This window comes from Sphingomonas sp. (assembly GCF_035714405.1).
Classification (GTDB): Bacteria; Pseudomonadota; Alphaproteobacteria; order Sphingomonadales; family Sphingomonadaceae; genus Sphingomonas.
In genome coordinates, this window is record NZ_DASTMA010000011.1 from 106,932 (window position 1) to 132,138 (window position 25,207).

At 68.5% G+C, this 25,207-nt stretch carries 27 protein-coding genes, 1 tRNA gene and 1 pseudogene; 12 read left to right on the forward strand and 17 right to left on the reverse strand.

Going from position 1 to position 25,207, the window contains the following annotated elements:
- Window positions 1-52: 52 nt before the first annotated feature.
- Window positions 53-1,777: a trigger factor gene (tig, locus tag VFQ64_RS03655; protein WP_325101939.1), complete on the reverse strand. Its 1,725-nt coding sequence runs from the start codon at window positions 1,775-1,777 to the stop codon at window positions 53-55.
- A 57-nt stretch (window positions 1,778-1,834) separates the two neighbouring features.
- A tRNA-Leu gene (locus VFQ64_RS03660) sits at window positions 1,835-1,919 on the reverse strand.
- Window positions 1,920-2,035: 116 nt separating this feature from the next.
- On the opposite strand from VFQ64_RS03660, the gene VFQ64_RS03665 reads away from it, so the two are divergent.
- Window positions 2,036-2,200, forward strand: coding sequence for a hypothetical protein (locus VFQ64_RS03665; protein WP_325101940.1), 165 nt, complete (start codon window positions 2,036-2,038; stop codon window positions 2,198-2,200).
- A complete protein-coding gene (locus tag VFQ64_RS03670) occupies window positions 2,200-2,430 on the forward strand; it encodes a hypothetical protein (protein WP_325101941.1) in 231 nt (76 codons plus the stop codon). The genes VFQ64_RS03665 and VFQ64_RS03670 overlap by 1 nt, the downstream gene beginning before the upstream one ends.
- A 100-nt stretch (window positions 2,431-2,530) precedes the next feature.
- Here the strand turns inward: VFQ64_RS03670 and VFQ64_RS03675 are convergent, their stop codons facing one another.
- From VFQ64_RS03675 to gatC, 7 genes are all read right to left on the reverse strand, one after another.
- On the reverse strand, window positions 2,531-3,028 hold the full coding sequence (locus VFQ64_RS03675; protein WP_325101942.1) for a hypothetical protein: 498 nt from the start codon (window positions 3,026-3,028) through the stop codon (window positions 2,531-2,533).
- Window positions 3,029-3,102: 74 nt separating this feature from the next.
- A complete protein-coding gene (locus VFQ64_RS03680) occupies window positions 3,103-3,699 on the reverse strand; it encodes a hypothetical protein (protein WP_325101943.1) in 597 nt (198 codons plus the stop codon).
- Window positions 3,700-3,712: 13 nt separating this feature from the next.
- Complete coding sequence (locus tag VFQ64_RS03685; RefSeq protein WP_325101944.1) at window positions 3,713-4,108, reverse strand: hypothetical protein; 396 nt, start codon at window positions 4,106-4,108, stop codon at window positions 3,713-3,715.
- Window positions 4,109-4,227: 119 nt separating this feature from the next.
- Entirely contained in the window at window positions 4,228-5,691 is a 1,464-nt protein-coding gene (gene gatB, locus VFQ64_RS03690) for an Asp-tRNA(Asn)/Glu-tRNA(Gln) amidotransferase subunit GatB (RefSeq protein ID WP_325101945.1), read from the reverse strand.
- 48 nt (window positions 5,692-5,739) lie between these two features.
- On the reverse strand, window positions 5,740-5,916 hold the full coding sequence (locus VFQ64_RS03695) for a hypothetical protein (protein ID WP_325101946.1): 177 nt from the start codon (window positions 5,914-5,916) through the stop codon (window positions 5,740-5,742).
- Window positions 5,910-7,394, reverse strand: a complete 1,485-nt coding sequence (gatA, locus tag VFQ64_RS03700) for an Asp-tRNA(Asn)/Glu-tRNA(Gln) amidotransferase subunit GatA (protein ID WP_325101947.1) — start codon at window positions 7,392-7,394, stop codon at window positions 5,910-5,912. The genes VFQ64_RS03695 and gatA overlap by 7 nt, the downstream gene beginning before the upstream one ends.
- Window positions 7,394-7,696, reverse strand: coding sequence for an Asp-tRNA(Asn)/Glu-tRNA(Gln) amidotransferase subunit GatC (gene gatC, locus VFQ64_RS03705; protein ID WP_325101948.1), 303 nt, complete (start codon window positions 7,694-7,696; stop codon window positions 7,394-7,396). The genes gatA and gatC overlap by 1 nt, the downstream gene beginning before the upstream one ends.
- A 75-nt stretch (window positions 7,697-7,771) precedes the next feature.
- On the opposite strand from gatC, the gene VFQ64_RS03710 reads away from it, so the two are divergent.
- From VFQ64_RS03710 to VFQ64_RS03720, 3 genes and pseudogenes are all read left to right on the forward strand, one after another.
- Window positions 7,772-8,872 carry a DUF3089 domain-containing protein gene (locus VFQ64_RS03710; protein WP_325101949.1) on the forward strand — a complete coding sequence of 367 codons (1,101 nt, stop codon included), beginning with the start codon at window positions 7,772-7,774 and terminating at the stop codon, window positions 8,870-8,872.
- Window positions 8,869-9,327, forward strand: coding sequence for a Holliday junction resolvase RuvX (gene ruvX / locus VFQ64_RS03715; RefSeq protein WP_325102113.1), 459 nt, complete (start codon window positions 8,869-8,871; stop codon window positions 9,325-9,327). The genes VFQ64_RS03710 and ruvX overlap by 4 nt, the downstream gene beginning before the upstream one ends.
- Before the next feature lie 68 nt (window positions 9,328-9,395).
- Window positions 9,396-10,149: pseudogene (locus VFQ64_RS03720) on the forward strand (IS5 family transposase).
- 9 nt (window positions 10,150-10,158) lie between these two features.
- Here VFQ64_RS03720 and VFQ64_RS03725 read toward each other — a convergent pair.
- Window positions 10,159-10,602, reverse strand: coding sequence for a hypothetical protein (locus tag VFQ64_RS03725; RefSeq protein WP_325101950.1), 444 nt, complete (start codon window positions 10,600-10,602; stop codon window positions 10,159-10,161).
- 66 nt (window positions 10,603-10,668) lie between these two features.
- On the reverse strand, window positions 10,669-11,655 hold the full coding sequence (locus VFQ64_RS03730) for a hypothetical protein (protein ID WP_325101951.1): 987 nt from the start codon (window positions 11,653-11,655) through the stop codon (window positions 10,669-10,671).
- Window positions 11,656-11,756: 101 nt separating this feature from the next.
- On the opposite strand from VFQ64_RS03730, the gene VFQ64_RS03735 reads away from it, so the two are divergent.
- Together VFQ64_RS03735 and VFQ64_RS03740 are read left to right on the forward strand one after the other, a co-directional pair.
- Window positions 11,757-12,728 (forward strand): aspartate carbamoyltransferase catalytic subunit, encoded by a 972-nt coding sequence (locus tag VFQ64_RS03735; protein WP_325101952.1) that lies wholly within the window; start codon window positions 11,757-11,759, stop codon window positions 12,726-12,728.
- A gap of 7 nt (window positions 12,729-12,735) precedes the next feature.
- The gene (locus tag VFQ64_RS03740) at window positions 12,736-13,977 is read left to right on the forward strand and encodes a dihydroorotase (RefSeq protein ID WP_325102114.1); all 1,242 of its coding nucleotides are present in this window, start codon (window positions 12,736-12,738) and stop codon (window positions 13,975-13,977) included.
- 192 nt (window positions 13,978-14,169) lie between these two features.
- On the opposite strand, the gene VFQ64_RS03745 is transcribed toward VFQ64_RS03740, so the two are convergent.
- Genes VFQ64_RS03745 through VFQ64_RS03755 form a run of 3 tightly spaced genes read right to left on the reverse strand, consistent with a single transcriptional unit; the run spans window position 14,170 to window position 16,807 of the window.
- Entirely contained in the window at window positions 14,170-15,528 is a 1,359-nt protein-coding gene (locus tag VFQ64_RS03745; protein WP_325101953.1) for an SPOR domain-containing protein, read from the reverse strand.
- Entirely contained in the window at window positions 15,525-16,091 is a 567-nt protein-coding gene (locus tag VFQ64_RS03750; RefSeq protein ID WP_325101954.1) for a hypothetical protein, read from the reverse strand. Before VFQ64_RS03750 ends, VFQ64_RS03745 begins: the two co-directional genes overlap by 4 nt.
- Window positions 16,091-16,807, reverse strand: coding sequence for a ParA family protein (locus VFQ64_RS03755; protein ID WP_325101955.1), 717 nt, complete (start codon window positions 16,805-16,807; stop codon window positions 16,091-16,093). Before VFQ64_RS03755 ends, VFQ64_RS03750 begins: the two co-directional genes overlap by 1 nt.
- A gap of 308 nt (window positions 16,808-17,115) precedes the next feature.
- On the opposite strand from VFQ64_RS03755, the gene VFQ64_RS03760 reads away from it, so the two are divergent.
- Window positions 17,116-18,117: an SPOR domain-containing protein gene (locus tag VFQ64_RS03760; protein WP_325101956.1), complete on the forward strand. Its 1,002-nt coding sequence runs from the start codon at window positions 17,116-17,118 to the stop codon at window positions 18,115-18,117.
- Between the two features lie 199 nt (window positions 18,118-18,316).
- On the opposite strand, the gene serB is transcribed toward VFQ64_RS03760, so the two are convergent.
- Window positions 18,317-19,192: a phosphoserine phosphatase SerB gene (gene serB, locus VFQ64_RS03765; protein WP_325101957.1), complete on the reverse strand. Its 876-nt coding sequence runs from the start codon at window positions 19,190-19,192 to the stop codon at window positions 18,317-18,319.
- Window positions 19,193-19,253: 61 nt separating this feature from the next.
- Between serB and miaA the strand changes: the two genes are divergently transcribed.
- The 4 genes from miaA (at window position 19,254) to ilvC (ending at window position 23,627) form a co-directional block, all read left to right on the forward strand.
- The gene (miaA, locus tag VFQ64_RS03770; RefSeq protein ID WP_414712861.1) at window positions 19,254-20,129 is read left to right on the forward strand and encodes a tRNA (adenosine(37)-N6)-dimethylallyltransferase MiaA; all 876 of its coding nucleotides are present in this window, start codon (window positions 19,254-19,256) and stop codon (window positions 20,127-20,129) included.
- Window positions 20,126-21,871 (forward strand): acetolactate synthase 3 large subunit, encoded by a 1,746-nt coding sequence (locus VFQ64_RS03775; protein WP_325101959.1) that lies wholly within the window; start codon window positions 20,126-20,128, stop codon window positions 21,869-21,871. Before miaA ends, VFQ64_RS03775 begins: the two co-directional genes overlap by 4 nt.
- 99 nt (window positions 21,872-21,970) lie before the next feature.
- Complete coding sequence (gene ilvN / locus VFQ64_RS03780; RefSeq protein ID WP_325101960.1) at window positions 21,971-22,486, forward strand: acetolactate synthase small subunit; 516 nt, start codon at window positions 21,971-21,973, stop codon at window positions 22,484-22,486.
- Between the two features lie 121 nt (window positions 22,487-22,607).
- Window positions 22,608-23,627 carry a ketol-acid reductoisomerase gene (gene ilvC / locus VFQ64_RS03785; RefSeq protein WP_325101961.1) on the forward strand — a complete coding sequence of 340 codons (1,020 nt, stop codon included), beginning with the start codon at window positions 22,608-22,610 and terminating at the stop codon, window positions 23,625-23,627.
- A 166-nt stretch (window positions 23,628-23,793) separates the two neighbouring features.
- Here ilvC and VFQ64_RS03790 read toward each other — a convergent pair whose 3' ends face one another.
- Both VFQ64_RS03790 and VFQ64_RS03795 read right to left on the reverse strand, forming a co-directional pair.
- Window positions 23,794-24,222 carry an MAPEG family protein gene (locus tag VFQ64_RS03790; RefSeq protein ID WP_325101962.1) on the reverse strand — a complete coding sequence of 143 codons (429 nt, stop codon included), beginning with the start codon at window positions 24,220-24,222 and terminating at the stop codon, window positions 23,794-23,796.
- Window positions 24,223-24,306: 84 nt separating this feature from the next.
- Entirely contained in the window at window positions 24,307-25,029 is a 723-nt protein-coding gene (locus VFQ64_RS03795; RefSeq protein WP_325101963.1) for an SIMPL domain-containing protein, read from the reverse strand.
- Between the last annotated feature and the right edge of the window lie 178 nt (window positions 25,030-25,207).

Here is a 25,207-nt window from a genome sequence, read left to right on the forward strand (position 1 = left end):
TGGCTGATGGTTCGCATGGAAGCTGAAACAAGTTCAGCATCACGACACCGGTTCAACCCTCCGCCGTTTTCTTCGCCCGCGGCTTCTTCGCCGGCGCATCGGCAGCCTGTGTGCCCGCCGCAGCCTCGGCGACGGCCGGCGAGCTCTCCAGCACCTGCGTCTCCGCCTCCACCGGCGCGCCCAGCTTCTTGGCACGCGGCTTCTTGGCCGCAGGCTCGGCCGCTGCCTCCGCGGCCGGAGCCTCTACTCCGGCATCGTCGGTCTTGGCCGCAGGCTTGCTGCGCGGCTTCTTGACTGCAACTGCCGGCTCGGTGGCGACCTCCTCGGCCGCCGGAGCGCCTGCAGCCTGGACGTCGACCTTCCTTGCGCGCTTCGCCTTGGGCTTGGGCGCGTGGTCATGGTCGTGGTCGTCGTGATGCTCGTGGACGTGCGTCCCGGTCGCGAAGCCGTCCTCGCTCTCGATCGCCGCCTCCAGCTCCTCGCGCGTCGTCTCGCGCTCGGTCACCTCGGCCTTGCCGAACAGGAAGTCGACGACCTTATCCTCGTACAACGGCGCCCGCAGCTGGGCGGCTGCCATCGGCTCCTGGCGGACATAGTCGATGAAGCGCTGACGCTCCTCCGGCCCATATTGCTGTGCCGCCTGCGCGATCAGGCCGTTCATCTCCTGCTGACTGACCTCGACGCCGTTCGCCTGGCCGATCTCCGACAGCAGCAGGCCGAGGCGCACGCGGCGCTCGGCGATGCGGCGGTAATCGTCGCGCTCGCTCTCCATCTCGGCGCGCGCGGCCTCGGGATCGGCCTCGTGCGTCGTCTCATGCTCCAGCTGCTGCCAGATCTGGTCGAACTCGGCGTCCACCATCGACGGCGGCACCTCGAAGTCATGTCCCTGCGCCAGCTGATCGAGCAGCTTGCGCTTCATATGGGTACGCGTGAGGTTGCTCGACTCCTGCTCCACTTGCCCGCGGATCAGGCCCTTGAGCTGCTCCAGGCTTTCCAGCCCCAGGTTCTTCGCCAGCTCCTCGTCGACCCGCGCTTCGGCGGCGGTCTTCACCGACTTGATGGTGAGGTCGAAGGTGGCGGACTGGCCGGCGAGATCCTTGGCCTGGTAATCCTCCGGGAAGGTGACGGAGATCTGCCGCTCCTCGCCCGCCTTGGCGCCGACGATCTGCTCCTCGAAGCCCGGGATCAGCCGCCCGGTGCCGATCTCCACCGCCATGTCGGTGCCGGTGCCACCAGGGAAGGCGACGCCGTCGGCGGTCTTGCCGACGAAATCCATCGTCACCAGGTTGCCCTGCTCGGCGGCCTTGTCGCCGGCGTCGTCCCAGTGCTTCTGGGCGTTGGCGAACTTCATCAGCTGCTCGTCGATCTGGGCGTCGGCGACGGGTACCGTCAGCCGCTCCAGCTTCAGCCCCTCGATCGCCGGCGTCGGCACCTGCGGCAGCACCTCGAGAGAGACGGTCAGCTCGACGTCCTTGCCCGGCTCATAGCCCTCGCCCAGCGCGACCTGCGGTTGCGTTGCCGGGCGCAAGCCCTGCTCGGCGATCAGCGCCTGGATGCCCTGCTGGATCGAGCTGTTGAGCGCGTCCTGCATCAGCGCCGGGCCGTGCATCTTGCGCACGAGGTTGGCGGGCACCTTGCCCGGCCGGAACCCCGGCATCTTCATCTGCGGCGCGACGCGCTTGATCTCGGTCGCGACCCGCGCCTCGATCTCGGCGGCGGGGATGGTCAGGGTAAAGCCGCGCTTCAGCCCTTCGTTCAACGTCTCGACAGTCTGCATGATCAGCCTTTGGCTAGAATTCGGTCCCGCGGTTCCGGACGCTGCTCCGTGGCGGGCTGGTGCGGGCGAAGGGACTCGAACCCCCACATCTTGCGATGGCAGGACCTAAACCTGCTGCGTCTACCAGTTCCGCCACGCCCGCTTGCACCCGGACCCGCCCAGGAAATCCCGGGTGGGCGCCGCCTATAAGCGAGGGCGGCCCTGCGAAGCAACCGCGCGCGTACCCGGCGCGTTGAACAGGGCGAAGGAGATTACTTGATGGCGAGCCAGCCCCCATCCGAAGCCCCCACACCCTCCCCGCAGCCGGTCGACCCCGGCGGCCCCGCGCCGGAGATCACTCCGCCCTCGCCGGACTTCGATCAACCGTCGCGGACCATGCCGTCGACCGATCCGGGCACGCAGCAGCCGCCGGAGATGATGTGATGACGAACGGCGCCGGCAATGAGCCCACCGAGATCGTCCCCCCGGGGCACAAGGATGATCCCCGCTCCGACATCGAGCAAGCCGTGGAGGCCCGCTCCGACGCGCTCGAACGCGGCGAAGGCGGCGCGGGCCGCGGGCCAGAGGGTGCGATGATGACCGACCCGGGCGAGTTCAGCGGCAATCTGGGTACGGGCGGCGAGGTGCGTAATCAGGACATGGACGCGCAGTAGCTGAGTCGACGTTGCCGAAAGACACGAACTTCGGGCGAGCGGGACGCAATCACCGAGCGGAAGTGAATGCAGTCTTGCTCGCTTTTGCGCACGACTGGCCCTAAGGGGTAGCTAGTCCGTTCAGCTCAGCGGCAACAAGGAGCGCACTAGCCACGATCGTTGTTCGGACAAGCGAGGGCAGGTCGTTGGTGGGGTCGGCAGGCGCCAGCGCCTGCGTGACTTCCCTTACCCATGCGGCCCGGCCGGGCTCAGCGGCAACCCGCCAGCGCAACGTCAGAAAGCCTTCCGCCTTCAACTTGCGCCGGCCGCCGGCCAGCCGGAACATGCCGCGAGAGGGCACACAAGCCTCGATCCGCGCTGCCATTACCGTCACCGCCAGTCGCGAGGACATTGCCGGGACGGTTTCGCCGAGCTGGTCCAACTCGCGAGCAGGCAAACCCGCGGCAGAAAGCGCTGCGGCGACATCGCGCGCCGTGCTCAGCGGCTCGGGTGCCGCTTCGGCCCATGTCACGGATCCGGCCGGCCCGCAGAAGACCCCGGCCTTCTTCGGCCCGACCCGTTCCGCATTGGCGATCTCAGAGCGGACCGGCAGCACCACGTAAGCGCTCGGCGGCACCTGCGCTGCGACAGGCATCGCCGCGATCAGTGCCGCGCTGCTTGCGCTCGCAAGCCTCACTTGGGCTTGTCTGGGGTCACCGTCACAGAGGTGCCGGCGGTCACCGGCACGCTGATGGAGGCCGGCGAGACGGTGGCGGCTGGTGGCGTACCAGGCCGAGCAGGCGCATTACTTGCGGCACGAACGAATATCGCCTCGTCGATCTTGTCCCAGGCCGACTTGTAGGTCAGCGGATCGAGGATCGGCTTGTCGTCCTTGGAGTTCTGGCCGTAATTGCTGGACGTGCTTTTCGAGTTGAGAAAGTTCAGCCGAACCCGGGCACGCCCGGACGGCATGCCTTCGACAAAGGCTGTGGCGCGGGTGTTGCCGCTCGACCGCATGCCGGCGAACGCCTCCAGCAACCCGGTCTTGTTCTTTGTCGCGCTCGACGCTGTGATGAAGCCGCTCGGCATATCCGCGTTCTCGAGTTGGTAGCCCAGGTCCTGAAAGACGCTGACGACCGACGCGAAAAGGACTTCCTTGCTGGTCTCGTACTCATGGGACTGCAGCGCCTGGATCTCCATGGGTGTCAACTGCGCCTTCTTCTTGGCAAGTGCCGGCGTGGTGGAAAAGAGGGCGGCGGCGACAAGGCTGGCGCGGACGATGTTGCGCATAACTGTTTGCTCCTCAGAAATCGCTGGTGCGGCTGCGGAAGTCAGAGACCACATCGCGTCCATCGAACTTGATGATCAGCGTCATGGTGCGTGACGTCTGCGCGAAGCCGTCCGCCGACTTGCTCCCACCCGTCAGCAGAATGGTCCAATAGCTGGACGACGAACTCGCCTGTGAAACCGTCGCCATGCGCTGATAGCTCCATACCTCCTGGCCACTACCATCGCGTGTCGTGATGTTCGGCGAACCGAACTTCTCCAGCACGTCTGCCTTGGTGGTCTGGCCCACCTGCAGGTTGAGCTGCACATTGCCTTGGGTGAGCTGACTGTTGCGCTGATCGACCGGCCCAGGCGTCGTGGCGCAACCCGCCACCATAAAGGCAGCCGCGATGGCCGCCGGATAAAGTCTCATCAGATGTCCCCGTGTTCGCCAGCTGCCCCCTGCGCAGCTCTAAAGGTAACGCTATGCGCCGGGGAGGCTGCTTGCAATCAGCACGGTTTGTTAAATTCCTGCAATCTTTGCGGAAGTGATCAGCCCAGCGCTTTCTTAAGCAGCTCGTTGACCACGCCCGGGTTCGCCTTGCCCGCCATCGCCTTCATCGTCTGGCCGACGAAGAAGCCGAACAGCGCCTCCTTCCCGCTGCGATACTGTTCGAGCTGGCCCGGGTTCTTCGCGAGCACGTCGGCGATCACCGCCTCGATCGCGCCGGTGTCGCTGGTCTGCTTGAGCCCGCGCTCCTCGACGATCGCCGCCGGGTCCTGGCCGGTCTCCAGCATCACCTCGAACACCTGCTTGGCGAGGCTGCCGGATAGCGTGCCGTCGGCCACCAGGCTGAGCAGCGCGGCGGCCTGGATCGGCGTGACCGGACTATCGACGATGTCCTTGCCAAGCCGATTGAGCGCGCCGAACAGCTCGCCCGTTACCCAATTGGACGCCGGACCCGCGGGTGCGCCCGCGTCGAGCAACGCGTCGAACCAGCGTGCGGTTTCTACCTCCGCCGTCAGAACACCGGCATTGTAAGCGGTTACGCCCGCTTCCTCATACCGTTTCCGTTTGGCGTCGGGCAGTTCGGGAAGGCTAGCCAGGCACTCCGCGAGGAAGTCCTCCTCCAACACCAGCGGCAGCAGGTCGGGATCGGGGAAGTAGCGATAGTCGTGCGCGTCCTCCTTCGACCGCATCGTCCGCGTGGTGCCGGTGTCTGGATTGAACAGCCGCGTCTCCTGCTCGATGCGGCCGCCCGCCTCCAGCACCTCGACCTGCCGCTTCGCCTCATGCTCGATCGCCTGCATGACGAAGCGGATCGAATTGACGTTCTTGGTCTCGGTGCGCGTACCCAGCTCCGCCCCCGGCTTGCGCACCGAGACGTTGACGTCGGCGCGCATCGAGCCCTGGTCCATGTTGCCGTCGCACGAGCCGACATAGCGCAGCACCGAGCGCAGCTTCGTCAGGTAAGCCCCTGCTTCGGCGGGAGAGTTCATGTCCGGCCGGCTGACGATCTCCATCAGCGCCACGCCCGAGCGGTTGAGGTCGATGTAGGAGCGCGTCGGATGCTGATCGTGCATCAGCTTGCCCGCGTCCTGCTCGACATGGATGCGCTCGACGCCGATCCGCTTGACCGCGTCGGGCTGCTTCTCGTCGGGCGCCACATCGACATGCCCCTCGCCGACCAGTGGATGATAGAGCTGGCTGATCTGATAGCCCTGCGGCAAATCGGCGTAGAAATAGTTCTTTCGATCGAACCGACTCCAGCGATTGATCTGCGCGTCGATCGCCATGCCGGTGCGCACCGCCTGACGGATGCACTCGGCATTGGGTACGGGCAGCATCCCCGGCATCGCGGCGTCGACCAGCGATACCTGCGTATTTGGCTCCGCACCGAAGGCGGTGGCGGCGCCGGAGAAGAGCTTGGCCTGAGAGGTGACCTGGGCATGGACCTCCAGCCCGATCACCACCTCCCACTCGCCGGTGGTGCCCTGGATACGATAGTCGGTCATCACGTCGTTCCTATGGCCGGATATAATCGGCATTCTTCGCACGAAAGCTCAATCGCAGCCGCCGCCGTCGCCGCCACAATCGCCACCGCCGTCCGCGCCGCCGCCGTCGCTCGAGGAGCCGCCATCGCCGGCATCCCTGCGCCGCTTGTCCGATCCGCCGCGAATTGCAGTCACCGCGACGACCGTGATGCCGACGATGCCGAGCGCCAGCACCCAGCTCACCACCACGCCTCCGGCCGGGCCGTGAACCCCGCCCTCTGCTCCAGTGCCAGGCCGGCGTTGAGCACGCCCTGCTCGTCCAGCGGCTTGCCGATGATCTGCAACCCCAGCGGCAGCCCGGCGGCATCCAGCCCACCCGGCACGCTCATCGCCGGCAGCCCGGCCAGCGAGGACGGCACGGTGAAGACGTCGTTCAAGTACATCGCGATCGGGTCCGCCGACTTCTCGCCCAGCGCGAACGCGGCCGACGGCGCGGTGGGGGTCAGCAGCACGTCGCACGTCGCCCAGGCATGCTCGAAATCGCGCGCGATCAGCGTCCGCACCTTCTGCGCCTGCGTGTAATAGGCGTCGTAGAAGCCGGCGGACAGGACATAGGTCCCGATCATAATCCGACGTTTAACCTCGGCGCCGAAACCGTCAGCCCGCGTTGCGGCATACATGTCCTGCAACCCCCCGCCCTCGGGCAGGTCGCGCAGCCCATAGCGCACCCCGTCATAGCGGGCGAGATTGGACGACGCTTCGGCGGGGGCGATGATGTAATAAGCAGGCAGCGCGTACCTGGTATGCGGCAGCGACACCTCGACGATCTCGGCGCCCGCGTCCTTCAGCCACGCGACGCCCGCCTGCCACAGCGCATCGATCTCGCCGGGCATGTTGTCGACCCGATACTCGACCGGAACACCGACACGCAAGCCGCGCAAATCGCTCGACAAACCACGCTCCCATGCCGGCACGTCGAGCTGCAGCGAGGTCGCGTCCTTGGCGTCGAACCCGGCCATCGCCTCCAGCAGGATCGCGCAATCGCGCACGTCCCGCGCCATCGGCCCCGCCTGATCGAGCGACGAGGCAAAGGCGATCGTCCCCCAGCGCGAGCAGCGGCCATAGGTCGGCTTGATCCCCGCGATGCCGGTGAACGCCGCCGGCTGGCGGATCGAGCCGCCGGTGTCGGTGCCGGTCGCACCCGGACACAGCCGCGCCGCGACGGCTGCCGATGAGCCGCCCGAGGATCCGCCCGGCGCCAACGGCGCGTTGCCGCCATCGTTGCGCTGCCATGGGCTGATGACGTTGCCGAACGCGCTCGTCTCGTTGGACGAGCCCATCGCGAACTGGTCCATGTTCAGCTTGCCCAGCATCCCCGCGCCCGCGTCCCACAGGTTCTGCGAGACGGTGGACTCATAGGGCGGGGTAAAGCCTTCCAAGATCAGGCTGCCGGCCGTGGTCCGCACACCGTTGGTGCAGAACAGGTCCTTCATCCCGATCGGCACCCCCGCCAGCGGCTTGAGTGTCTCGCCCGCCGCGCGTGCCGCATCGGCGGAGCGGGCAGCGGCTAGTGCATGCTCCGGCGTCTCGACAAGAAAGGCGTTCAAGGTCTTGGCTCGGCTCGCCTTCGCGATGAACGCGTCCGCCACTTCAACGGCGGCGAATGCCCCCTCTCGTACTCCGTCCCGGATCGCCGCGACGCCCAAATCGGTCAGCTCGGCCACTATTCGATCACTTTCGGAACGGTGAAGAAGCCGTGTTCCGCCTGCGGCGCGTTCCGCATCAGCTCGTCTCGGATGCCGCCTCCCGTCAGCGGATCGGCGTCGACCACATCGTCGCGCAGCCGCAGCGTATTGGCGATGACCGCGGTGGTCGGCTCGACCCCGGTCGTGTCCACCTCGCCGAGTTGCTCGATCCAGCCGAGGATGTTGTTGAGTTCCGGCGCCAGCCGCTCCGCGTCCTCGTGCGAGATCGCGATGCGCGCGAGCCGCGCCACCTTTTCCACCGTTGCTACGTCCACTGACATGGCCCAGCGGCTAGCCGCCCGCCCGCCGCGGCGCAACGGCTTTGGCTAACGGGCGCTTGCGTGTAGGGGGCCGCCGTGGCCCGCAAGTTCCTCTACGTCGTCGCCGCGCTGATCGTCCTCGCGATTGCCGCCGCCTTCACCTACCGTTTCTATGGCACCGAGCTGCTGCGATATTGGCTCGTGCCAAAGGCCCAGTTTGTCGCCCAGCCCAGCCTCAAACGTTCGGTCTATGACGATCCCCAAATGTGGTTTGCGCGACCGGGCGTCGCCGACGATCCCAGCCGTTCGCTCCCGGCTAGCGTCCAGCCGGCAGCGAGCTCGAGGGCGGCGGTGTTCTTCATCCACCCCACCTCCTACGTCGGCGGCGACCAGTGGAACGCGGCGCTGGCTGACGAGGAGACCAACTGGCGCGCGCGCGTCTTCCTGCGCGGCCAGGCGAGCGCCTTCGCCGCCGCCGGTCAGGTCTGGGCACCACGCTATCGCCAGGCCAATTTCGGCGCCTTCCTGACCACCGCGCCCGAGGCACAAAAGTCGCTCGACCTCGCCTATGGCGACGTTGCCACCGCCTTCGACGCCTTCCTGGCGCAGGTCGAGCCCGGCCGGCCGCTGATCCTCGCCGGCCACAGCCAGGGCGCGCTGCACCTGTCGCGACTGCTGCGCGAGCGCGTCGCCGGGACGAAACTCGCCCGCCGCATCGTCGCCGCCTATGTCGTCGGCTGGCCGATCTCGGTCACCACCGACCTGCCGCGTCTGGGCCTGCCCGCCTGCGCCAGCGCCGACCAGTCTGGCTGTATCCTCTCCTGGGCAAGCTTCGCCGAGCCCGCTGATCCCGGCATGATCGTCGACGCCTATGACGCGACCACCGGCTTCACCGGCGCCCCCCGCCGCGGCACGCCGATCCTTTGCACCAATCCGCTGACCGGCGGCGCGACCCCGGCTGCGCCCGCGACCGCCAACCTCGGCACGCTGGTCCCGACGGAGGATCTGAGCAGCGCGACGATGGTGGTCGGCTCGGTGCCGGCGCGCTGTGACGAGCGTGGCTTCCTGCTGATCGGCGAGCCCCCACAGGTCGGCAACTATGTGCTGCCCGGCAACAACTACCACGTCTACGACTACAGCCTGTTCTGGGCGAACGTCCGTGCCGACGCGCTGAAGAGGCTGGCGGCGTGGCGCTGATCACCGCCGCCGCCGCCGACTACCGCGCCGCCCTCCCCACCGGAGGCCGCCTGGTCGGCCTCGACCTCGGCAGCAAGACGATCGGCACGGCGCTGTGCGACGCCGGCTGGCACTTCGCCTCCCCCGCCCCGCTGATCCGCCGCACCAAGTTCACGGCGGACAAGGCCGCGCTTGCCAAGCTGATTGTGGAGCAGCGGGTGGCAGGCGTGGTGCTGGGCCTGCCCCTTCATCTCGACGGTTCGGAAAGCCCGCGCGCGCAGTCAACCCGCGCGTTCGCGCGCAATATCGCCGATCTCGGCCCGGTGCTGTTGTGGGACGAGCGGCTCTCCACCGTCGCCGTCGAGCGCGCCATGATCGCGCAGGACATGAGCCGCGCCAAGCGCGCGGAACGGATCGACAGCCTCGCCGCCGCGCACATCCTGCAAGCCGCCATCGACGCACTGGTGGCGGTCTAGGGCTCAGACCCATAAAGTGGATTCACAAGGCTGACGGGATGTGATTCAAGCTCTTCGAGGAGGGCGGCATGTCGGGTGAGTTTTGGCTGAGCGAAGAGCAGTTCGGGCGCTTGGCGCCTTTGCTGCCGACAGACACGCGGGGGGTCGCGCGGGTAGATGACCGCCGCGTGATCTCGGGTATCGTGCATGTGCTGATGAGCGGTGGGCGCTGGGTCGATGCGCCCGCCTGTTACGGTCCGAAGAAGACGCTGTACAACCGCTGGGTGCGGTGGGCGAAGAAGGGCGTGTGGCAGCACGCGTTCGAGACCCTGGCGGCCGCAGGCGGTCCGCCTGCCGAGCTGATGCTCGACAGCACATGGGCCAAGGCGCACCGCTCGGCGGCGGGCGGAAAAGGGGGGCGCATGCCAACGCCATAGGCCGCTCGCGTGGTGGCCCGACGACCAAGCTGCACGCGTTGGTGGATGGGCTGGGTCGCCTTGTCGCCTTCACCATCACCCCGGGCCAGCGCGGCGACGCGCCTGTCGCGGCGGAACTGATCAACCTGCTGCCCGCCTCCACCACGCTTGCCGCCGATCGCGCCTACGACAGTGACGCGCTCCGCCGCCTGCTGCTTGCGCGAGGTACCACGCCGGTCATCCCCAACGGACCACGCCGCAAAAACGTGCATCCCTTCGATCGCACCGCCTACAAACGCCGCAACCTCGTCGAACGGGCCTTCTGCCGCATCAAGGACTTCCGCGTGTCGCCACGCGATACGACAAACTCGCCGCAACCTACGCCGCCGCCATCAGCCTCGCAGCCATCCTCGCTTGGTGGATATGAGTCTTGGCTCTAGCCCAGCGGCGGTTCCGCCAACGGCTCCTTCGCGTTCGAGGCGGGCGCCTCGACATAGCCGTCGACCGGCTCCTCCGCATCGAGGGCGGGTACAGGCAACGCCTTCGCTGCCACCGGATCGGCCTGCTGCACCGACGCGCGATGGACACGCGCCGGAACCTCTTCGGGCAAGGCGTCTTCCGTGTCGAAGAAGGCCCGCTCGTCGCGACCGACCTCGCGACCCCAGATCGTCCCGGCCACGGGCGCGGCCGCGAGACTCTGACTGCCCCACTCCCATGCGCCGGTTGCCCGGGGCTCCGGCGGAATGGGCATGTACACCGGCGCAGGCGCCGCGGTGTAGAATCGGTCGACCTGACCCGTGGCGTCGAACCCCGCCCACGCACCCGCGGAAAGCCCCAGCACCGCCGCGCCCGCTAGCAGGCATCGCCGTGTACTCGACATGGCCAACCTCCCGAAACTTCGTTGCGCAGGTAGAACGGCCTTGTCGATGCTCCGTTCCGTTGCGCCTCATCTCGCGGCGAAGACGTTGGCGAGCACCGACATGCGCGCGCCGGTCGTCCGGTCCACCGCCAGGATCTGGGTTGAGAACGCCGCCTCCCGACCCTGCGGTCCGAAGAACCAACCGCCGAAGAAGGAGAATTGGCTGTCGCGGTCGGTGCTGGTCAGCGGGCCGTAGAAAGATGGGCGGGTATCGTCGAAGTCGCCGACGCCGGTGAAGGTGCCGAGCTCGGTCGTGGTGCTCGCGGGCCCGGACGCGGTCTGCAACGTGCCGACCAGGCGCAACACGGTCGTCGCCTCGCCGGTGGCGACGTTGACCGACAGCGTCGCGGTGCTCGCGGTGAGCGCATAGGTCTGCAGGCCGCCACCGACCGGCGCGACATAGGCCGCGCCGTTGATGCCGACGCGCGTGAAGGTGACGGTGGTGGCATCCGGCGGGTCGGTGAGCCGCGTCGGCACGCCGAATACGCACTGATATTGCAGTGTCTGCCCGTTGCGCAGGGCACGCAGCGAAAAGGCCCTGACATAGTCCAGCGCCACGCCTCCGGGCGCGGGCGTGCCGATCGAGAAGCGCTGGGTGAAGCCGTTCTCCGTCCGCAGATAGCCGCGAACACCCGCCGGTGCGGCCGGGTCGAGCTGCGCCGGCGCGTAGCTCAGCGACAGCCCGTCGCCCGAGATCGTGTAGCTGTCGGTCGCGGCGGTGTAGGCGAGCGTCAGGCCATCGCCGAAATTGGTCGCGGGCTGCGGCGCGGGCGGGTTGCCGTTGCTGAAGTTGAGCGCCGCGCAGGCAGTCTGGAAGCTCTGGTTGCCGGTCAGCTGTGCATAGGTCTGGTAGCTGGCGCTCGGCGTCGGCGTCGCGGTCGGACTGGAGCTCGGCGTCGGCGTCGGACTCGGCCCGCCGGGAATGACGGAGATTGGCGGCGAAGAGCCGCCATCACCGCCGCAACCGGCCAGGACCAGACCCGCCGCTCCCACGGCATACGCCCAACGCTTCACTGCAACCCCTCCGCGATTTGTGTGCCCCGATAAGCGGCGCCCCACTGATCGCGCAAGCCTCGCTTGCGCGGGCGGCAGGTGCGGGCTACCCCGCGCTCCCGATGCCCCCCGCCTCGGATCACAGCCCCGCCCGGATGATCGCGGGCGGTGCCGTTTTTCCGCACCGGCACCTGCTCGGCATCGACGGCTTGCAGCCGCACGAGATCGCCTTCCTGCTCGACGAGGCGGAAGGCTGGATCGACGCCAGGCCGGACGGCAGGCTCGCCGGGCTGACGCAGATCAACGCCTTTTTCGAGAACTCCACCCGCACGCTGCTGTCATTCGAGATCGCCGGCAAGCGGCTGGGCGCCGACGTCGTCAACATGCACGCCGCGCAAAGCTCGACCAAGAAGGGCGAGACGCTGATCGATACCGCGCAGACGCTGAACGCGATGCACAGCGACGTGCTGGTGATCCGCCACGGCAGCTCGGGCGCGGTGCATCTGATCGCCGACAAGGTCGATTGCGCGGTGCTCAACGCCGGCGACGGCCGCCACGAGCACCCGACGCAGGCGCTGCTCGACGCGCTCACCATCCGGCGGCGGCGCGGCGGCATCGCCGGGCAGCGGGTGGTGATCTGCGGCGACCTGCTCCACAGCCGCGTCGCACACTCTAACATCCTGGCGCTGACCGCGCTGGCCGCCGAGGTCCGCGTCTGCGCGCCCTCGACGCTGCTGCCGCCCGCCATCGAGCGGATGGGCGTGACGCCGTTCACCGACTTCGACCAGGCGCTGGTCGGCGCCGATGTGGTGATGATGCTCCGTGTGCAGCACGAGCGCATGGCCGGCGGCTACATCCCGTCGCCGCGCGAATTCCGCGCCCGCTATGGCCTTACCGCCGAGAGGCTGGCGCGCCTGCCCGATGCGCTGGTGATGCATCCTGGGCCGATGAATCGCGGGGTGGAGATCGACTCCGCGGTCGCCGACGGCCCTCAATCGGCGATCACCGAGCAGGTCGCGATGGGCGTCGCGGTGCGCATGGCATGCCTCGACGTCCTCACCCGCCGTTCGCGCGGGGTGCCAGGGTGGAGCTGATCTGGTGCTGACCCCGCAGTTCCTCATCCGCAACGCCCGGCTGGTCGCACCCGACGGCGTCCGCGCCGGCAGCCTGCTCGCGCGCGACGGGATGATCGCGGCGCTGGGCGAGGTGGACGCGCCCGAAGACGCCACGGTGGTTGACGCGCGCGGCCAACACCTCGCCCCCGGCATCGTCGACCTCGGTGTGTTCGCGGTCGACCGCGCCGCCTGTCGCGCAGGTGGCATCGTCCGGGTCGCGGCGCTGCCTGACCAGTCGCCCGTGCTCGACGATCCCGGCGCGGTCCAGCGCCACGCCCTGATTGGCAAGCCGGACCTGTGGATCCATCCGATCGCCGCCGCCACCCGCGCGCTCGCAGGACAGGAGCTCGCCGAGATGGCGACCTGCCAGACCGCCGGCGCCAAGGCGGTCGGCACCGGCGCGCGCTGGATCGCCGACGCCGGAGTCATGGCGCGCGTCCTCGCCTATGCGCGCGACCTCGACCTCGCGGTGATCGTCCATGCCGAGGATGCAGGGCTCGTCGGAGAGGCGGTCGCGACGGCAGGCGAAACTGCGACGCGCCTCGGCCTCCCGGCGGCGCCCGCAATCGCGGAAGCACTGGCGGTCGCACGCGACCTGATGTTGGCGGAGGAGACCGGCGCGCGGCTCCACATCCGCCAGGTCACCACCGCCGCCGCATTCGACCTGATCCGCGCGGCCAAGCGGCGCGGCGTGCGCGTCACCTGCGGCGTCACGCCCGCGCACCTGCTGCTGTCCGACGTCGCGGTCAGCGGCTTTCGCACCTTCGCGCATTTGTCGCCGCCGCTCAGGAGCGAGGCCGACCGCCAGGCGACGCTCGCCGCGGTGGCGGACGGCACGGTGGACGTGCTCTGCTCCGGCCACGCCCCGCGCGGGCCCGAGACGAAGCGGCTACCGTTCGCCGATTCCGAGGCCGGGATGGCGGGTGCTGCGACCCTGCTCGCGCTCAGCCTGACACTGGTCCGCGACGGTCAGCTGAAGCTCGAGCGGCTGTTCCAGCTGCTGGCAGCGAACCCCGCGCGCGTGCTTGGCATCGAGACGGGATCGCTCGTCGTCGGCCAACCCGCCGACCTGCTGCTGTTCGACCCGCGAGTGCCGTGGCAGATCGACGCGGACACGCTGCCCGGCATCTGGGGCAACACGCCATTTGACGGCCTGCCGGTGCAGGGCAAGGCGCTGCGGCTGTGGAAGGGTGGTCGGGAGGTCGCAGCGCACAGCGGCGCAGCGTAGCAGCGCTGCAGATGCGCCAGACCGGCCGGTTGGTCTGCGAAGCAGAGCCTGTACGACGACGCGGAATTTACTTCCGCGTGGCGCTAGCGACGAAAGTACCGGCGCGGCAAAGCCGCGCCGTCGAACCTCGCTGAAGCGAGGCCGGCCGTGGTGATCGCCGAGGCGGCGAATAGCGACGCTATTCGCCTGCGATCACCGCATCGCCAGCTGCACGCCCGGCTTCACCCACGCCGCCACCTGGTCGCCGGCATGGCTGCGCACGAAGCACTGCCCACCATTCGCGCGGTACTGCCGGCAGGCGCCGTCCGCGCCCGCGCGACTGAAGCCGCCGACCGACAGGCGATAGAAGCTGGCCTTCGCCGTCTTGAAGTTCATCCCGTGCGGCGTCACCCCTTTGAACCCCGCGAAGCGACGCTGCGCGCGCGCCCAGGAGTCTTTGGCGACGCCTGCGCTGTCGAAGGCGCCGAGCTGCACATACCAATTGCCACCGGTCGGCGCGGCGGAACGCGTGGTCCGCACCGGCGAGCCCTTGACCGGCGGAACGTCATGGCCACGCAGCGCCTTGGTCGCGAGCACCTGCGCTGCCGCCCGTGTCGCGACCTTGATCGGTCCCGCCGGGCTGTCGATCAGCGTCGCGGTCAACGTCTGTACCACTTCCTGGCGCGGCCCGAAGCGGACCACCGGCGTGGCCGTCGCGGCAACCGGCTGCACTTTGGCAACGGTCGCAACCGGCGTCTCGACGATGTCAACTGCTGAAGCTTCAGCCACTGCCACAGGGACCGGTGCTTCAGCCATAGCTACGGCGACCGGCGCCGCGACCGGCGCGTTCAGCGCGAGGCCCGCCGGCTGCCCGCCATCGGCCACCGGCTGCACGCCGAGCAGGCTCGCGACCTGGTCGCTCGCCGTCTGCGGCTGCGCGAACTGCGCCCATTGCACCATTCGCGCGTCGACATCGGCCGGCGACATGTCCGCCGCCGCGACCACGCGCGCGATCTGCCACTGGCCTGCCAGCGCATAGGAAAGCGCGAGATTCTGGCGCACCTTTGCGGTCGCTTCGGGCGAGCGCGCGACCTCGGTCAGCAGCCCCACGGCGCCCGCGGTATCCCCCGCCAGCGCCATCGCCAGTCCGCGATCGCTCGCCGGGATCTGTGCCTCGTACCGCGTCAGCGTGCCCCGCGCCGCCTGCCAGTCGCCCTCGGCGATCTGCGTCAGCGCCAGGTTGAGCGCCGCCTTGCCGTCGCTCCCATCGAGCTGAAGCACGTCCGCGAACGCCTGCTCAGCCGACACGAAGCGCCCGGCCTGCAGATAGCCTTGTCCCAAGAGCATCCGATAGGCCGCAACCTGTGGCTCGAGCGCCACCGCCTGCTCCGCCGCAACGATCGCCGCGTAAGCGTCGCGCTTGTTCAGCGCCTTGTGCGCCTTGCCTGCCAGCTTGGCGGCCTCCTTGGCCTCCTTGCTGACCTGCGGCCTCGGTGCGTCGGTGGCGGTCATGACCATGATCCCGCCATAGGCGAGTCCCATCAGGCCGATCGAAGCGAGGTTCTTTTTCATCGACGCTTTCCCTTGGTGCGGGTGAGCTTCTGCGGCGGCAGCTGCGCGACGAGCGCATCCACCTCCGGCACGGTGGTGAGGAACCGGTCGAGCGCCTGCGCGACCAGCTGTTGAGACGATTGGTGCGACAGCGCGCTGGCCAGCCGCAGCTTCAGGTGACGCTCGGCGTCCAGCCGCAACGTAAAGGCGGCGCGGTTCTTGTGCGCCGTCTCGCGGCTCAGGCGCGAGGCGGTCGCTACGGACACGGAACGAACCACCTGCGGCGGAGCTTCCGGTTCTAACGACGGTTCCGGCGCGGCGATGACCTGCGCCAACGCCTCGCGCTCGACCAGCACCGGCGGCTTCTCGGCCGCAGGGACGGGTGCCACCGGAACGGCGACCGGCACCGGGGACGGCTGCGGTGCGGGCTCGCTCCCCATGTCGTCCCAGCCCAGATCCTCGAGCTGCTGCGGCGTCGGCGCTAGGCTGGCATAGCCTTGCGGCCGCATCGCCGGGCGGGCGCCGCCCTTGCGCGCGAGCAGACCGCTCGACAGCGACGCCAGCGGCTTGGCTTGCCCGAACATCAGCCCACCACCCGCCGGCCGAAGCCGCTGGTGGCCGAGCGATGGCCGAACCCGGCTTGCGCCGCGGCGGGAACGGAAAACACCGTGCGCCGGAAATTCTTTTCGAGACGGTCGGCGATATACGCCCACAGCGCCTGCACCTCGGCGGCGGACTTGCCCTTGGGATCGATTTCCATGACCGTGCGCCCGTCGATCATCGACGCGGCGAAATCGGTGCGCTGGTGGAGCGTGACCGGCGCGACGGTGCCGTGCTGCGACAGGGCGACCGCGGCTTCGGAGGTGATGCGCGCCTTGGGCGTGGCGGCGTTGACGACGAAGATCAGCGGTTTGCCGGCGCGGTCGCACAGGTCCACCGTGGCGCCTACGGCGCGCAGGTCGTGGGGGGACGGGCGGGTCGGGACGACGATCAGCTCGGCGACCTGGATGACGCTCTGGATTGCCATGGTGATCGCGGGCGGGGTGTCGATCATCGCCAGCTTGAAGCCTTGCTGACGCAAGGACTCCAGATCGGCCGCGAGCCGCGCCACGGTGGTCTGGGCGAAGGCGGGCTGATCCGCCTCGCGCTCGTTCCACCAGTCGGCGAGGCTCCCTTGCGGGTCGATGTCGATCAGCACCACGGGGCCTTGCCCCGCCAGGTGCGCTTGCACCGCGAGGTGCCCGGACAGGGTGGTCTTCCCCGATCCGCCCTTCTGCGATGCCATAGCCAGAACGCGCATGTGTCCCCGGAACTCCCCCTAGATCGAGGGTGAGGTGCCACGCAGAGCCCTAAAGAGTAGTTAATGGCGGCTGCGCCGAGGAGGAGCCGGCACGCCGGCGCCGCCGCGGCTATTGCAGCCGCCCGGCCGGCGGCGCCAAAGCGCAGTCCGATGACACGGGATTTACTCCCGCGTTGGGCCACCACGCGAGAGTGTCGCTTATTATCCCGGTCCATGTAGGCACATGTAGGCAGGAGCATGCACGCCCAGCCTTGCGCTCGTGCCACAAACAACGGCATGATTAACCAAGTCGCAAAGGGGAGCGGGACATGCGCATCGGACTTCTGACCATAGCGGTGATACTCGCCGCCGTGCCCGCGCTCGCGGACGTCAAGGCTGGCGTCGACGCCTGGGCGCGCGGCGACTTCCGCAAGGCAGTGGAGGAATGGCGCGGTCCCGCGATCGCCGGTGATGCCGACGCGCAGTTCAATCTCGGCCAGGCGTACAAGCTCGGCCGTGGCGTCCCCGTCGATCCCGCCCTCGCCGAAAGCTGGTTCCGCAAGGCGGCATTGCAGGGTCACGAACAGGCCCAGGACAATTACGCGCTGGCGATGTTCCAGAGCGGCCGCAAGCAGGAGGCGCTGCCCTGGCTGGAGAAGTCGGTCGCGCGCGACGAGCCCCGCACGCAGCTCGTGCTCGGCACCATGTTGTTCAATGGCGACGGCGTCGCGCGTAACTACCCCCGCGCCTACGCGCTGATGACCCGCGCCGCCGCGCCGCGAGCCGGCGGCGACGGCCTGCAATCCGCGCGCGAGACGCTGCAGCAAATGGACGGCTATATCTCTGCCGTCGATCGCGAGAAGGGCACGAAGCTCGCCCAGCAATATGCCGCTGCGGGCGCCGCCCTCCCCGCTCCCGTCGTCCGCGAAGGCAGCGTCCGCGCGACGCAGCCGGTCCAGACCGCCGAGGCGCCGCCGTCTAAAGGGCCTGACCCGAAGCCCGCCCCGGCCAAGGTCACCGGTACCAAGCCCGCACCGAAGCCGACGCCCGTCGCGGTCAAGACTGCACCTGCCAAACCTGCGCCGATCGTCGCCAAACCGGCCGCGGCGCCCGCCAAGGGCGGCTGGAAGGTGCAGCTCGGCGCCTTTCGCGATCGCGGCAATGCCGAGGGTCTGTGGACTAAGGTCGGCGCCAAGCTCGGCAATGCCGCTCCCGCCTATGTCACCGGGGGCGGCGTCACCCGCCTGCAGGCGACCGGCTTCGCGAGCAGAGCCACAGCCCAGGCCGCCTGCAACCGCAGCGGCGTCGCCTGCGTGGTCGTCGCGCCCTAGAAGAAGGAAGGTGGTTCAGAGGAGGCGCGGAGGCGCAGAGGGCCTCGCCCAGATCGACTGCCTGTTGTGATCGGTAGACAATGATCCGGGGCAGCCCATTTTAGAGCCGCTGACGCGGCGCCCGTGAAAGGCAAGCGCTCCTTCTTCTCCGCGCCTCCTCTGAACGACTTCTTCGATGCTTGCCCCACGGACAAGCTCCTCACATATCAACCCACTCCCCGCGCGCGACCCCCTGCGCCCACAGCAGTGCGGTCAAATCCCCCCGCTCGACCCGCGCCGCCGCGGCGGCCGCGACGATCGGCTTGGCCCGGAACGCCACGCCCAGCCCCGCCGCCTGGATCATCGGCAGATCGTTCGCCCCGTCGCCTACCGCCAGCGTCTGATCCAAGCCGATCCCGAGCGCCGCGGACTCCGCCCGCAGCGTCTCCAGCTTGGTGGCCGCCCCAACGATCGGCCGTTCAACCGCGCCGATCAGCCGCCCGTCCGCGATCACCAGCCGATTAGCGATCGCGCGATCAAACCCGATCGCCGCCGCCACGGGCTCGGCGAAGCGGGTGAACCCTCCTGACACCAGCACGCAGCGCCCACCTCGCGCCCGCATCGTCTGCACCAACGTACGCGCACCGGGCATAGGGTGCACCCGCTCGGCCAGACACAGTTCAATCACGCCCGCATCGAGCCCCTTGAGCAGCGCCACCCGCGCATCGAGCGCCGCCTCGAAATTCAGCTCGCCCCGCATCGCGCGCTCTGTGATCGCCGCGATCTCCGGCTTGATCCCGGCATAGTCGGCCAGCTCGTCGATGCACTCCACCGTGATCATCGTCGAATCCATGTCGGCCACCAGCAGCCGCTTCGCCCGCCCCTCCAGCGGCTGCACGACGACGTCCCACTCGCCGCCCTCGAGCGCCGCCCGCGCCTCGGCCGGAGCCAACCCAAACGCCAGGTCGGCCGCCGAACCCTCGTCCACCCAACCCCAGCCCGCCGGCGCGCACCCCGCCTCGGCGAGCCGATCGACGGCAGCGGAAACATCGCCCGCGCGCAAGCCCTCGGCTGCTATAAGCGTCGCGGTGAACATTGACCTGCCCCCTCTCGTCGTCATCGCCGGGCCCACCGCCAGCGGCAAGTCCGCCCTGGCAATGGCGCTCGCCGAGAGCAAGGACGGGGTCGTCATCAACGCCGACAGCGCGCAGGTCTATGGCGATCTCCGCGTCGTCACCGCCCGCCCCTCCGCCGAGGACGAGGCGAACGCTCCGCACCGCCTGTTCGGCCATATTGACGCCGCCGACACCGGCTATTCCGCCGCGCGCTGGGCGGAAGAGGCGCGGACGGTGATCGCCGAGGTCCATGACGCGGGCAAGCTGCCGATCCTGGTCGGCGGCACCGGCCTTTATCTCCGCACCCTGCTAGACGGCATCGCCCCGGTGCCGCCGATTGCGTCGGAGGTCCGCGCGGCGGTGCGCGCGCTGACCGTCGCGCAGGCCCATGCCGAACTCGCCATCCTGGACCCCGGCGCGGCGGCTAGGCTCCACCCCAACGACACCACGCGCGTCCTGCGCGCGCTGGAGGTCGTCCGCGCCACCGGCCGCGCGCTCGCCGACTGGCAGGCCGCGCGCAAGGGCGGCATCGCCGCCACGGTCCGGGCCTCCGCCACCATCCTACTGCCTCCGCGCGACTGGCTGGAGGCGCGAATCGTCGCGCGGTCGCAGGAGATCGTCCGCAGCGGCGCGGGCGAAGTGGCGGCCCTGCTCACCCGCCCCGACGTGCCTGGGGACGCCCCCATCCGTCGCGCCATCGGCGTTCCAGAACTCTCCCGCCTTGCGTCAGGCGAGATCGATGCGGACGCGGCTCTGGCGAAGCTGACGCTCTCGACCCGCCGTTATGCCAAGCGCCAATATACCTGGTTCCGCCATCAACACCTCACCACTGACGCAACAATGTTGCGTGACTACCGGGTTGACGCGCAATCTTTCAACCTCTACTCCGCCGCACCGCAGCAAGGAACGCAGACGTGAGCGAACAATCCGGCGCCGACATCCTCGTCCAGGCCCTTGTCGACCTCGGCGTCGAGTTCGTGTTCGGCTATCCCGGCGGCGCGGTGCTGCCGATCTATGACGCGCTGTTCCAGCACAGCCGCATCAAGCACATCCTCGTCCGCCACGAACAGGCCGCGACCCACGCTGCCGAAGGTTACGCTCGCTCCACCGGCAAGCCCGGCGTCGTGCTCGTCACCTCCGGTCCCGGCGCCACCAACGCGGTGACCGGCATCACCGACGCGCTGATGGATTCCATCCCGATGGTCGTCATCACCGGCCAGGTCCCGACCGCGCTGATCGGCACCGATGCCTTTCAGGAGGCGGACACCGTCGGCATCACACGTCACTGCACCAAGCACAATTACCTGGTGAAAGATCCGGCCAAGCTCGGCGGCGTCATCCACGAGGCATTCCATATCGCGACCAGCGGCCGTCCCGGCCCGGTCGTGGTCGACATCCCCAAGGACGTGCAGGTCGCCACCGCCAGCTATCGCAAGCCCGGCCCGATCCAGCACAAGACCTATCGACCCGCGAAGAAGGCGGACCCGCGTCAGATCGAGGCCGTGGTCGACATGCTCGCCGCCGCCGAGCGCCCGATCCTCTACACCGGCGGCGGCATCATCAATTCCGGCCCGGCCGCGTCGCAATTGCTCAAGGAGCTGCAGCGGATCAGCGGCGCGCCCGTCACCTCGACGCTGATGGGGCTGGGCTGCTTCCCGGCCAGCTCACCGGCGTTTCTCGGCATGCTCGGCATGCACGGGACCTATGAGGCGAATTTGGCGATGAACCAGGCCGACCTGGTGATCGCGATCGGCGCGCGCTTCGACGACCGCGTCACCGGCCGGTTGGACGCGTTCAGCCCCAACAGCCGCAAGGTTCATATCGACATCGACCGGTCGAGCGTGAACAAGAACGTCCGCGTCGACCTCGCGGTCATTGCCGACGCCGGCCATGCTCTCGAGGATATGGTCCGCGTCTGGAAGGCGCGCCAGCACCCCAAGCCCGACACGGCGGAATGGTGGGCGCGCATCGCGCAATGGCGCGCGAAGGATTGCCTGGGGTTTGCGGAGGACGGGCCGGAGATCATGCCGCAGCGCGCCGTCCGGGCCCTGTGGGAGGCAACTCATGCGCGCAGCCCGATCATCACCACCGAGGTCGGCCAGCACCAGATGTGGGCCGCCCAGCATTTCGGCTTCGAGCTGCCCAACAAGTGGCTCACGTCCGGTGGGCTCGGCACGATGGGCTACGGCCTGCCCGCCGCGATCGGCGCGCAGCTCGGCAATCCCAGCGCGCTGGTCATCGACATTGCCGGCGAAGCATCGATCCAGATGAACATTCAGGAGCTGGCGACCGCGACCCAGTACCGCCTGCCGGTCAAGGTCTTCATCCTCAACAACGAATATATGGGCATGGTTCGCCAGTGGCAGGAGCTGACCTATTCCTCGCGCTATTCCGAGAGCTACTCGGATAGCCTGCCCGATTTCGTCAAACTCGCCGAGGCCTATGGCTGGAAGGGCATCCGCATCGACGCCCGCGACGCGCTCGACGACGGCATCGCCGCGATGCTCGCGCATGACGGCCCGGTGATGGTCGACTGCCGCGTCTCGAAGCTGATCAACTGTTTCCCGATGATCCCGAGCGGAGCGGCGCACACCGACATGATCCTCCACGTCAGCGAAGTCGAAGGCGACATGGACGACGAGGCGAAGGCGCTTGTTTAAGCTCCCCTCCCGCTCGCGGGAGGGGCTGGGGGAGGGCATGTCGATGCGCTCCTTGACAGCCCCTCCCCTAACCCCTCCCGCAAGCGGGAGGGGAATCTGATGCGCATCGCCCAGGAAAAAGCCGAGCGCCACACGCTGGCCGTGCTCGTCGACAACGAACCCGGCATCCTCGCACGCATCGCCGGGCTGTTCACCGCGCGTGGCTATAATATCGAGAGCCTGACCGTCAGCGACGTCACCGCCGACAAGGCGGTCAGCCGCATCACCATCGTCACCTCGGCGAGTGCCGCGACGATGGAACAGATCCTGGCGCAGCTCGATCGGCTGATCCCGGTCCATTCGGTCACCGACCTGACCGCGCTCGGCCCGCATGTCGAGCGCGAGCTGGCGCTGGTCAAGGTCGCAGGGACCGGCGACAAGCGGATCGAGGCGATGCGGCTAGCGGAGGTCTATCGCGCCCGGGTGGTGGACGCGACCATCTCCTCCTTCGTCTTCGAAGTGACGGGCGGGCGTGACAAGATCGACAAGTTCGTCGAGCTGATGAGCGAGGTCGGCCTGGTAGAGGTCGCCCGCACCGGCATCGTCGCCATCGCGCGGGGTAAGGACGCCGCGTAATTACCACCGTCACCCTGAGACGTGTTTCAGGGTCCATGCGAAACGCGAGCCGTACGCTTGATGCTGCTGTCGCGCATGGATGCTGAACAAGTTCAGCATGACCATAAACAAGGGGAAAGACATGCGAGTTTATTACGACGCCGACGCCGACCTGAACCTGCTGACCGGCAAGAAGATCGCCATCGTCGGCTATGGCTCGCAGGGCCATGCCCACGCCCAGAACCTGCGCGATTCCGGCGTCAAGGAGGTCGCGGTCGCGCTGCGCGAGGGCTCGGCCACCGCGCAGAAGGCGTCGGACGCAGGGTTTCAGGTCATGTCCAACGCCGACGCCGCGCGTTGGGCGGACCTGGTCATGATCCTGGCCCCCGACGAGCATCAGGCCGGGATCTACGATGCCGACCTCCACGCCAACCTCAAGCCGGGCGCCGCGCTCGCCTTCGCGCATGGCCTCAACGTCCATTTCGGCCTGATCGAGCCGCGCGCCGACCTCGACGTGATCATGATCGCGCCCAAGGGGCCGGGCCACACCGTCCGCTCCGAATATGTCCGCGGCGGCGGCGTACCCTGCCTCGTCGCTATCCACCAAGACGCCAGCGGCAACGCGCATGACGTCGCGCTCGCCTATGCGTCCGGCGTCGGCGGCGGCCGCTCGGGTATCATCGAGACCAACTTCCGCGAGGAATGCGAGACCGATCTGTTCGGCGAGCAGGCGGTGCTGTGCGGCGGCCTCACCCACCTGATCCAGGCCGGATTCGAGACGCTGACCGAGGCCGGCTACGCGCCCGAGATGGCCTATTTCGAGTGCCTGCACGAGGTGAAGCTGATCGTCGACCTGATGTACGAGGGCGGCATCGCCAACATGCGCTATTCGATCAGCAACACCGCCGAATATGGCGACATCACCACCGGCCCACGCATCATCACGAGCGAGACCAAGGCGGAGATGAAGCGCGTCCTCGCCGACATCCAGGGCGGCCGCTTCGTCAAGAACTTCGTCCTCGACAACCGCGCCGGCCAACCGGAACTCAAGGCCGCCCGCAAGCTCGCGGCCGCGCATCCGATCGAACAGGTCGGCGAACGCCTGCGCGCGATGATGCCGTGGATCGGCGCGAACAAGCTGGTGGACAAGGCGAAGAACTGAGAGAGCAGGCGGCAGGGAGCTGGATGGAAGCTTCGACCTCCTTCATCTTCCCCGGCGAAGGCCGGGGCCCAGTTGCCATCAGCTCAGTTGGAGAGGGCAGCGCCTTCGAAGAGCACCTCGAAGTTGGGCTACGGCGTCTGCCGGGAAGGAACGAAGCATCGATGCGTCAGAACAGGCGGGGCAGCAGCGCGAGCAGCAGCCCCGCCGATGGGTAGAATGTCAGCGTAAAGCCGAGCGCGCGCGCCGGCAGGCTGCTATAGCCGACGAAGAAGATCGCGCGCCCGATCACGAAGCAGCCAGCGAACACGATCGCCAGCCCGCGCCGGTCGGGCGGAGCGAGCATCAGCCACGCGCCATGCGCGACGATCGCCAGCACCGCCTGCTCCAGCGTGTTTTGCACCAGCGCTTGCAACAGCGCCGCACGCGGGAGGCGTGCGACAGCGCGCTTCCGGCGATATGGGCGGGGCTGAAGAAGCGAAGCCGGGCGAGCAGCCCGACCGCGACCAGCAGACACCCCGCGACCGCGACACCGCACCCTGCCCACGCCGCCGCCCGACCTTTCGGCGATGCGCCAACCGCCGGTAGTGCCGGCCACAGGAAAGCTGCGATGGTGACGGCGAGGCCGCCCGCCATTCCTGCCAGCACGCTGCGCTGCTTGCCAGCGTGCGGCGTCATGCGCTCACTTCCCCACCAACGCGAAATCCACCCGCGCCGTGATCGTCGCCGAGTTCGTCCCCGTCATCACCGGCGCGCCGGTCTGGACCACGGGCGGGGGCGCCACCGCCATCGCGTTGCGCGCCTCCTCGGCGTACATCATCGGCATCGCACCGCCCTGCCCGCCGTCATGGATCGCAACCACGCGCGCGACCCGCATCCCGGCGGCGGCGGCATAGGCATCCGCCTTCGCGCGCGCCGCCTTGTAGGCGAGACCATGCGCCGACAGCGTCGCGGCTTCGGGATCGGCGACTGACAGGTTCGGGCCCGACAGCACATTGGCTCCCGCCCCCGTCGCCGCCGCGATCGCGGCACCCGTCTTGTCGACCTGCCGCACCTTGACCGTGACGGTGTTGGACGCCTGGAACCTGCCGCGGTCCTTACCATAGCCGACCCGGCTGATGCTGAGCGAACTGGTCTGCACGTCCTTCTCGACCACACCCTGATCCTTCAGCGCCGCGACGATCCGCGCCACCGCCTCGTTGGCCCGCGCGCTCGCCGCCTCGGGTGTCGGGGCGATGTTCTCCAGCCCGGCGGTGAACATCGCCTGGTCGGGGCGGCTCTCGGCGCGACCGGTGCCCGAGACGGTGAGCAGCGTCTCGCCGCGCTCTAACCCGCGCCCGTCCGGCTTCTCGCCACAGCCCGTCAGCGCCGCTCCGATCGCCAGCATCGCCATTGCCCGTCTCATGCAACCCTCCGTTTCCATGGTCGCATCCAACACAGCCGAAGACGGGCTGTCCTACAAGTCGGGGCACTGCTACGGTTGTCGTCGTGCTCCCCTCCCCTTCCTCTCTGCGGTCGTCCCGCAGCCGGCAGGGACTCAGGCGGAAGCAGCGTGGTAGCGTGACTTTAGTGTGACCTTTCGT

Bases quoted from the DNA above. Each gene is read 5' to 3' on its own strand.
- ilvC (WP_325101961.1), top strand. From the start codon at position 22,608: ATGCGAGTTTATTACGACGCCGACGCCGACCTGAACCTGCTGACCGGC.
- gatC (WP_325101948.1), bottom strand. From the start codon at position 7,696: ATGTCAGTGGACGTAGCAACGGTGGAAAAGGTGGCGCGGCTCGCGCGC.
- VFQ64_RS03755 (WP_325101955.1), bottom strand. From the start codon at position 16,807: ATGCGCGTTCTGGCTATGGCATCGCAGAAGGGCGGATCGGGGAAGACC.
- ilvN (WP_325101960.1), top strand. From the start codon at position 21,971: ATGCGCATCGCCCAGGAAAAAGCCGAGCGCCACACGCTGGCCGTGCTC.
- serB (WP_325101957.1), bottom strand. From the start codon at position 19,192: ATGTTCACCGCGACGCTTATAGCAGCCGAGGGCTTGCGCGCGGGCGAT.
- VFQ64_RS03725 (WP_325101950.1), bottom strand. From the start codon at position 10,602: ATGTCGAGTACACGGCGATGCCTGCTAGCGGGCGCGGCGGTGCTGGGG.
- miaA (WP_414712861.1), top strand. From the start codon at position 19,254: ATGGCGCTCGCCGAGAGCAAGGACGGGGTCGTCATCAACGCCGACAGC.
- VFQ64_RS03795 (WP_325101963.1), bottom strand. From the start codon at position 25,029: ATGAGACGGGCAATGGCGATGCTGGCGATCGGAGCGGCGCTGACGGGC.
- VFQ64_RS03665 (WP_325101940.1), top strand. From the start codon at position 2,036: ATGGCGAGCCAGCCCCCATCCGAAGCCCCCACACCCTCCCCGCAGCCG.
- VFQ64_RS03735 (WP_325101952.1), top strand. From the start codon at position 11,757: ATGCCCCCCGCCTCGGATCACAGCCCCGCCCGGATGATCGCGGGCGGT.
- VFQ64_RS03745 (WP_325101953.1), bottom strand. From the start codon at position 15,528: ATGAAAAAGAACCTCGCTTCGATCGGCCTGATGGGACTCGCCTATGGC.
- VFQ64_RS03685 (WP_325101944.1), bottom strand. From the start codon at position 4,108: ATGAGACTTTATCCGGCGGCCATCGCGGCTGCCTTTATGGTGGCGGGT.
- VFQ64_RS03750 (WP_325101954.1), bottom strand. From the start codon at position 16,091: ATGTTCGGGCAAGCCAAGCCGCTGGCGTCGCTGTCGAGCGGTCTGCTC.
- VFQ64_RS03760 (WP_325101956.1), top strand. From the start codon at position 17,116: ATGCGCATCGGACTTCTGACCATAGCGGTGATACTCGCCGCCGTGCCC.
- gatB (WP_325101945.1), bottom strand. From the start codon at position 5,691: ATGACCGACTATCGTATCCAGGGCACCACCGGCGAGTGGGAGGTGGTG.
- tig (WP_325101939.1), bottom strand. From the start codon at position 1,777: ATGCAGACTGTCGAGACGTTGAACGAAGGGCTGAAGCGCGGCTTTACC.
- VFQ64_RS03670 (WP_325101941.1), top strand. From the start codon at position 2,200: ATGACGAACGGCGCCGGCAATGAGCCCACCGAGATCGTCCCCCCGGGG.
- VFQ64_RS03680 (WP_325101943.1), bottom strand. From the start codon at position 3,699: ATGCGCAACATCGTCCGCGCCAGCCTTGTCGCCGCCGCCCTCTTTTCC.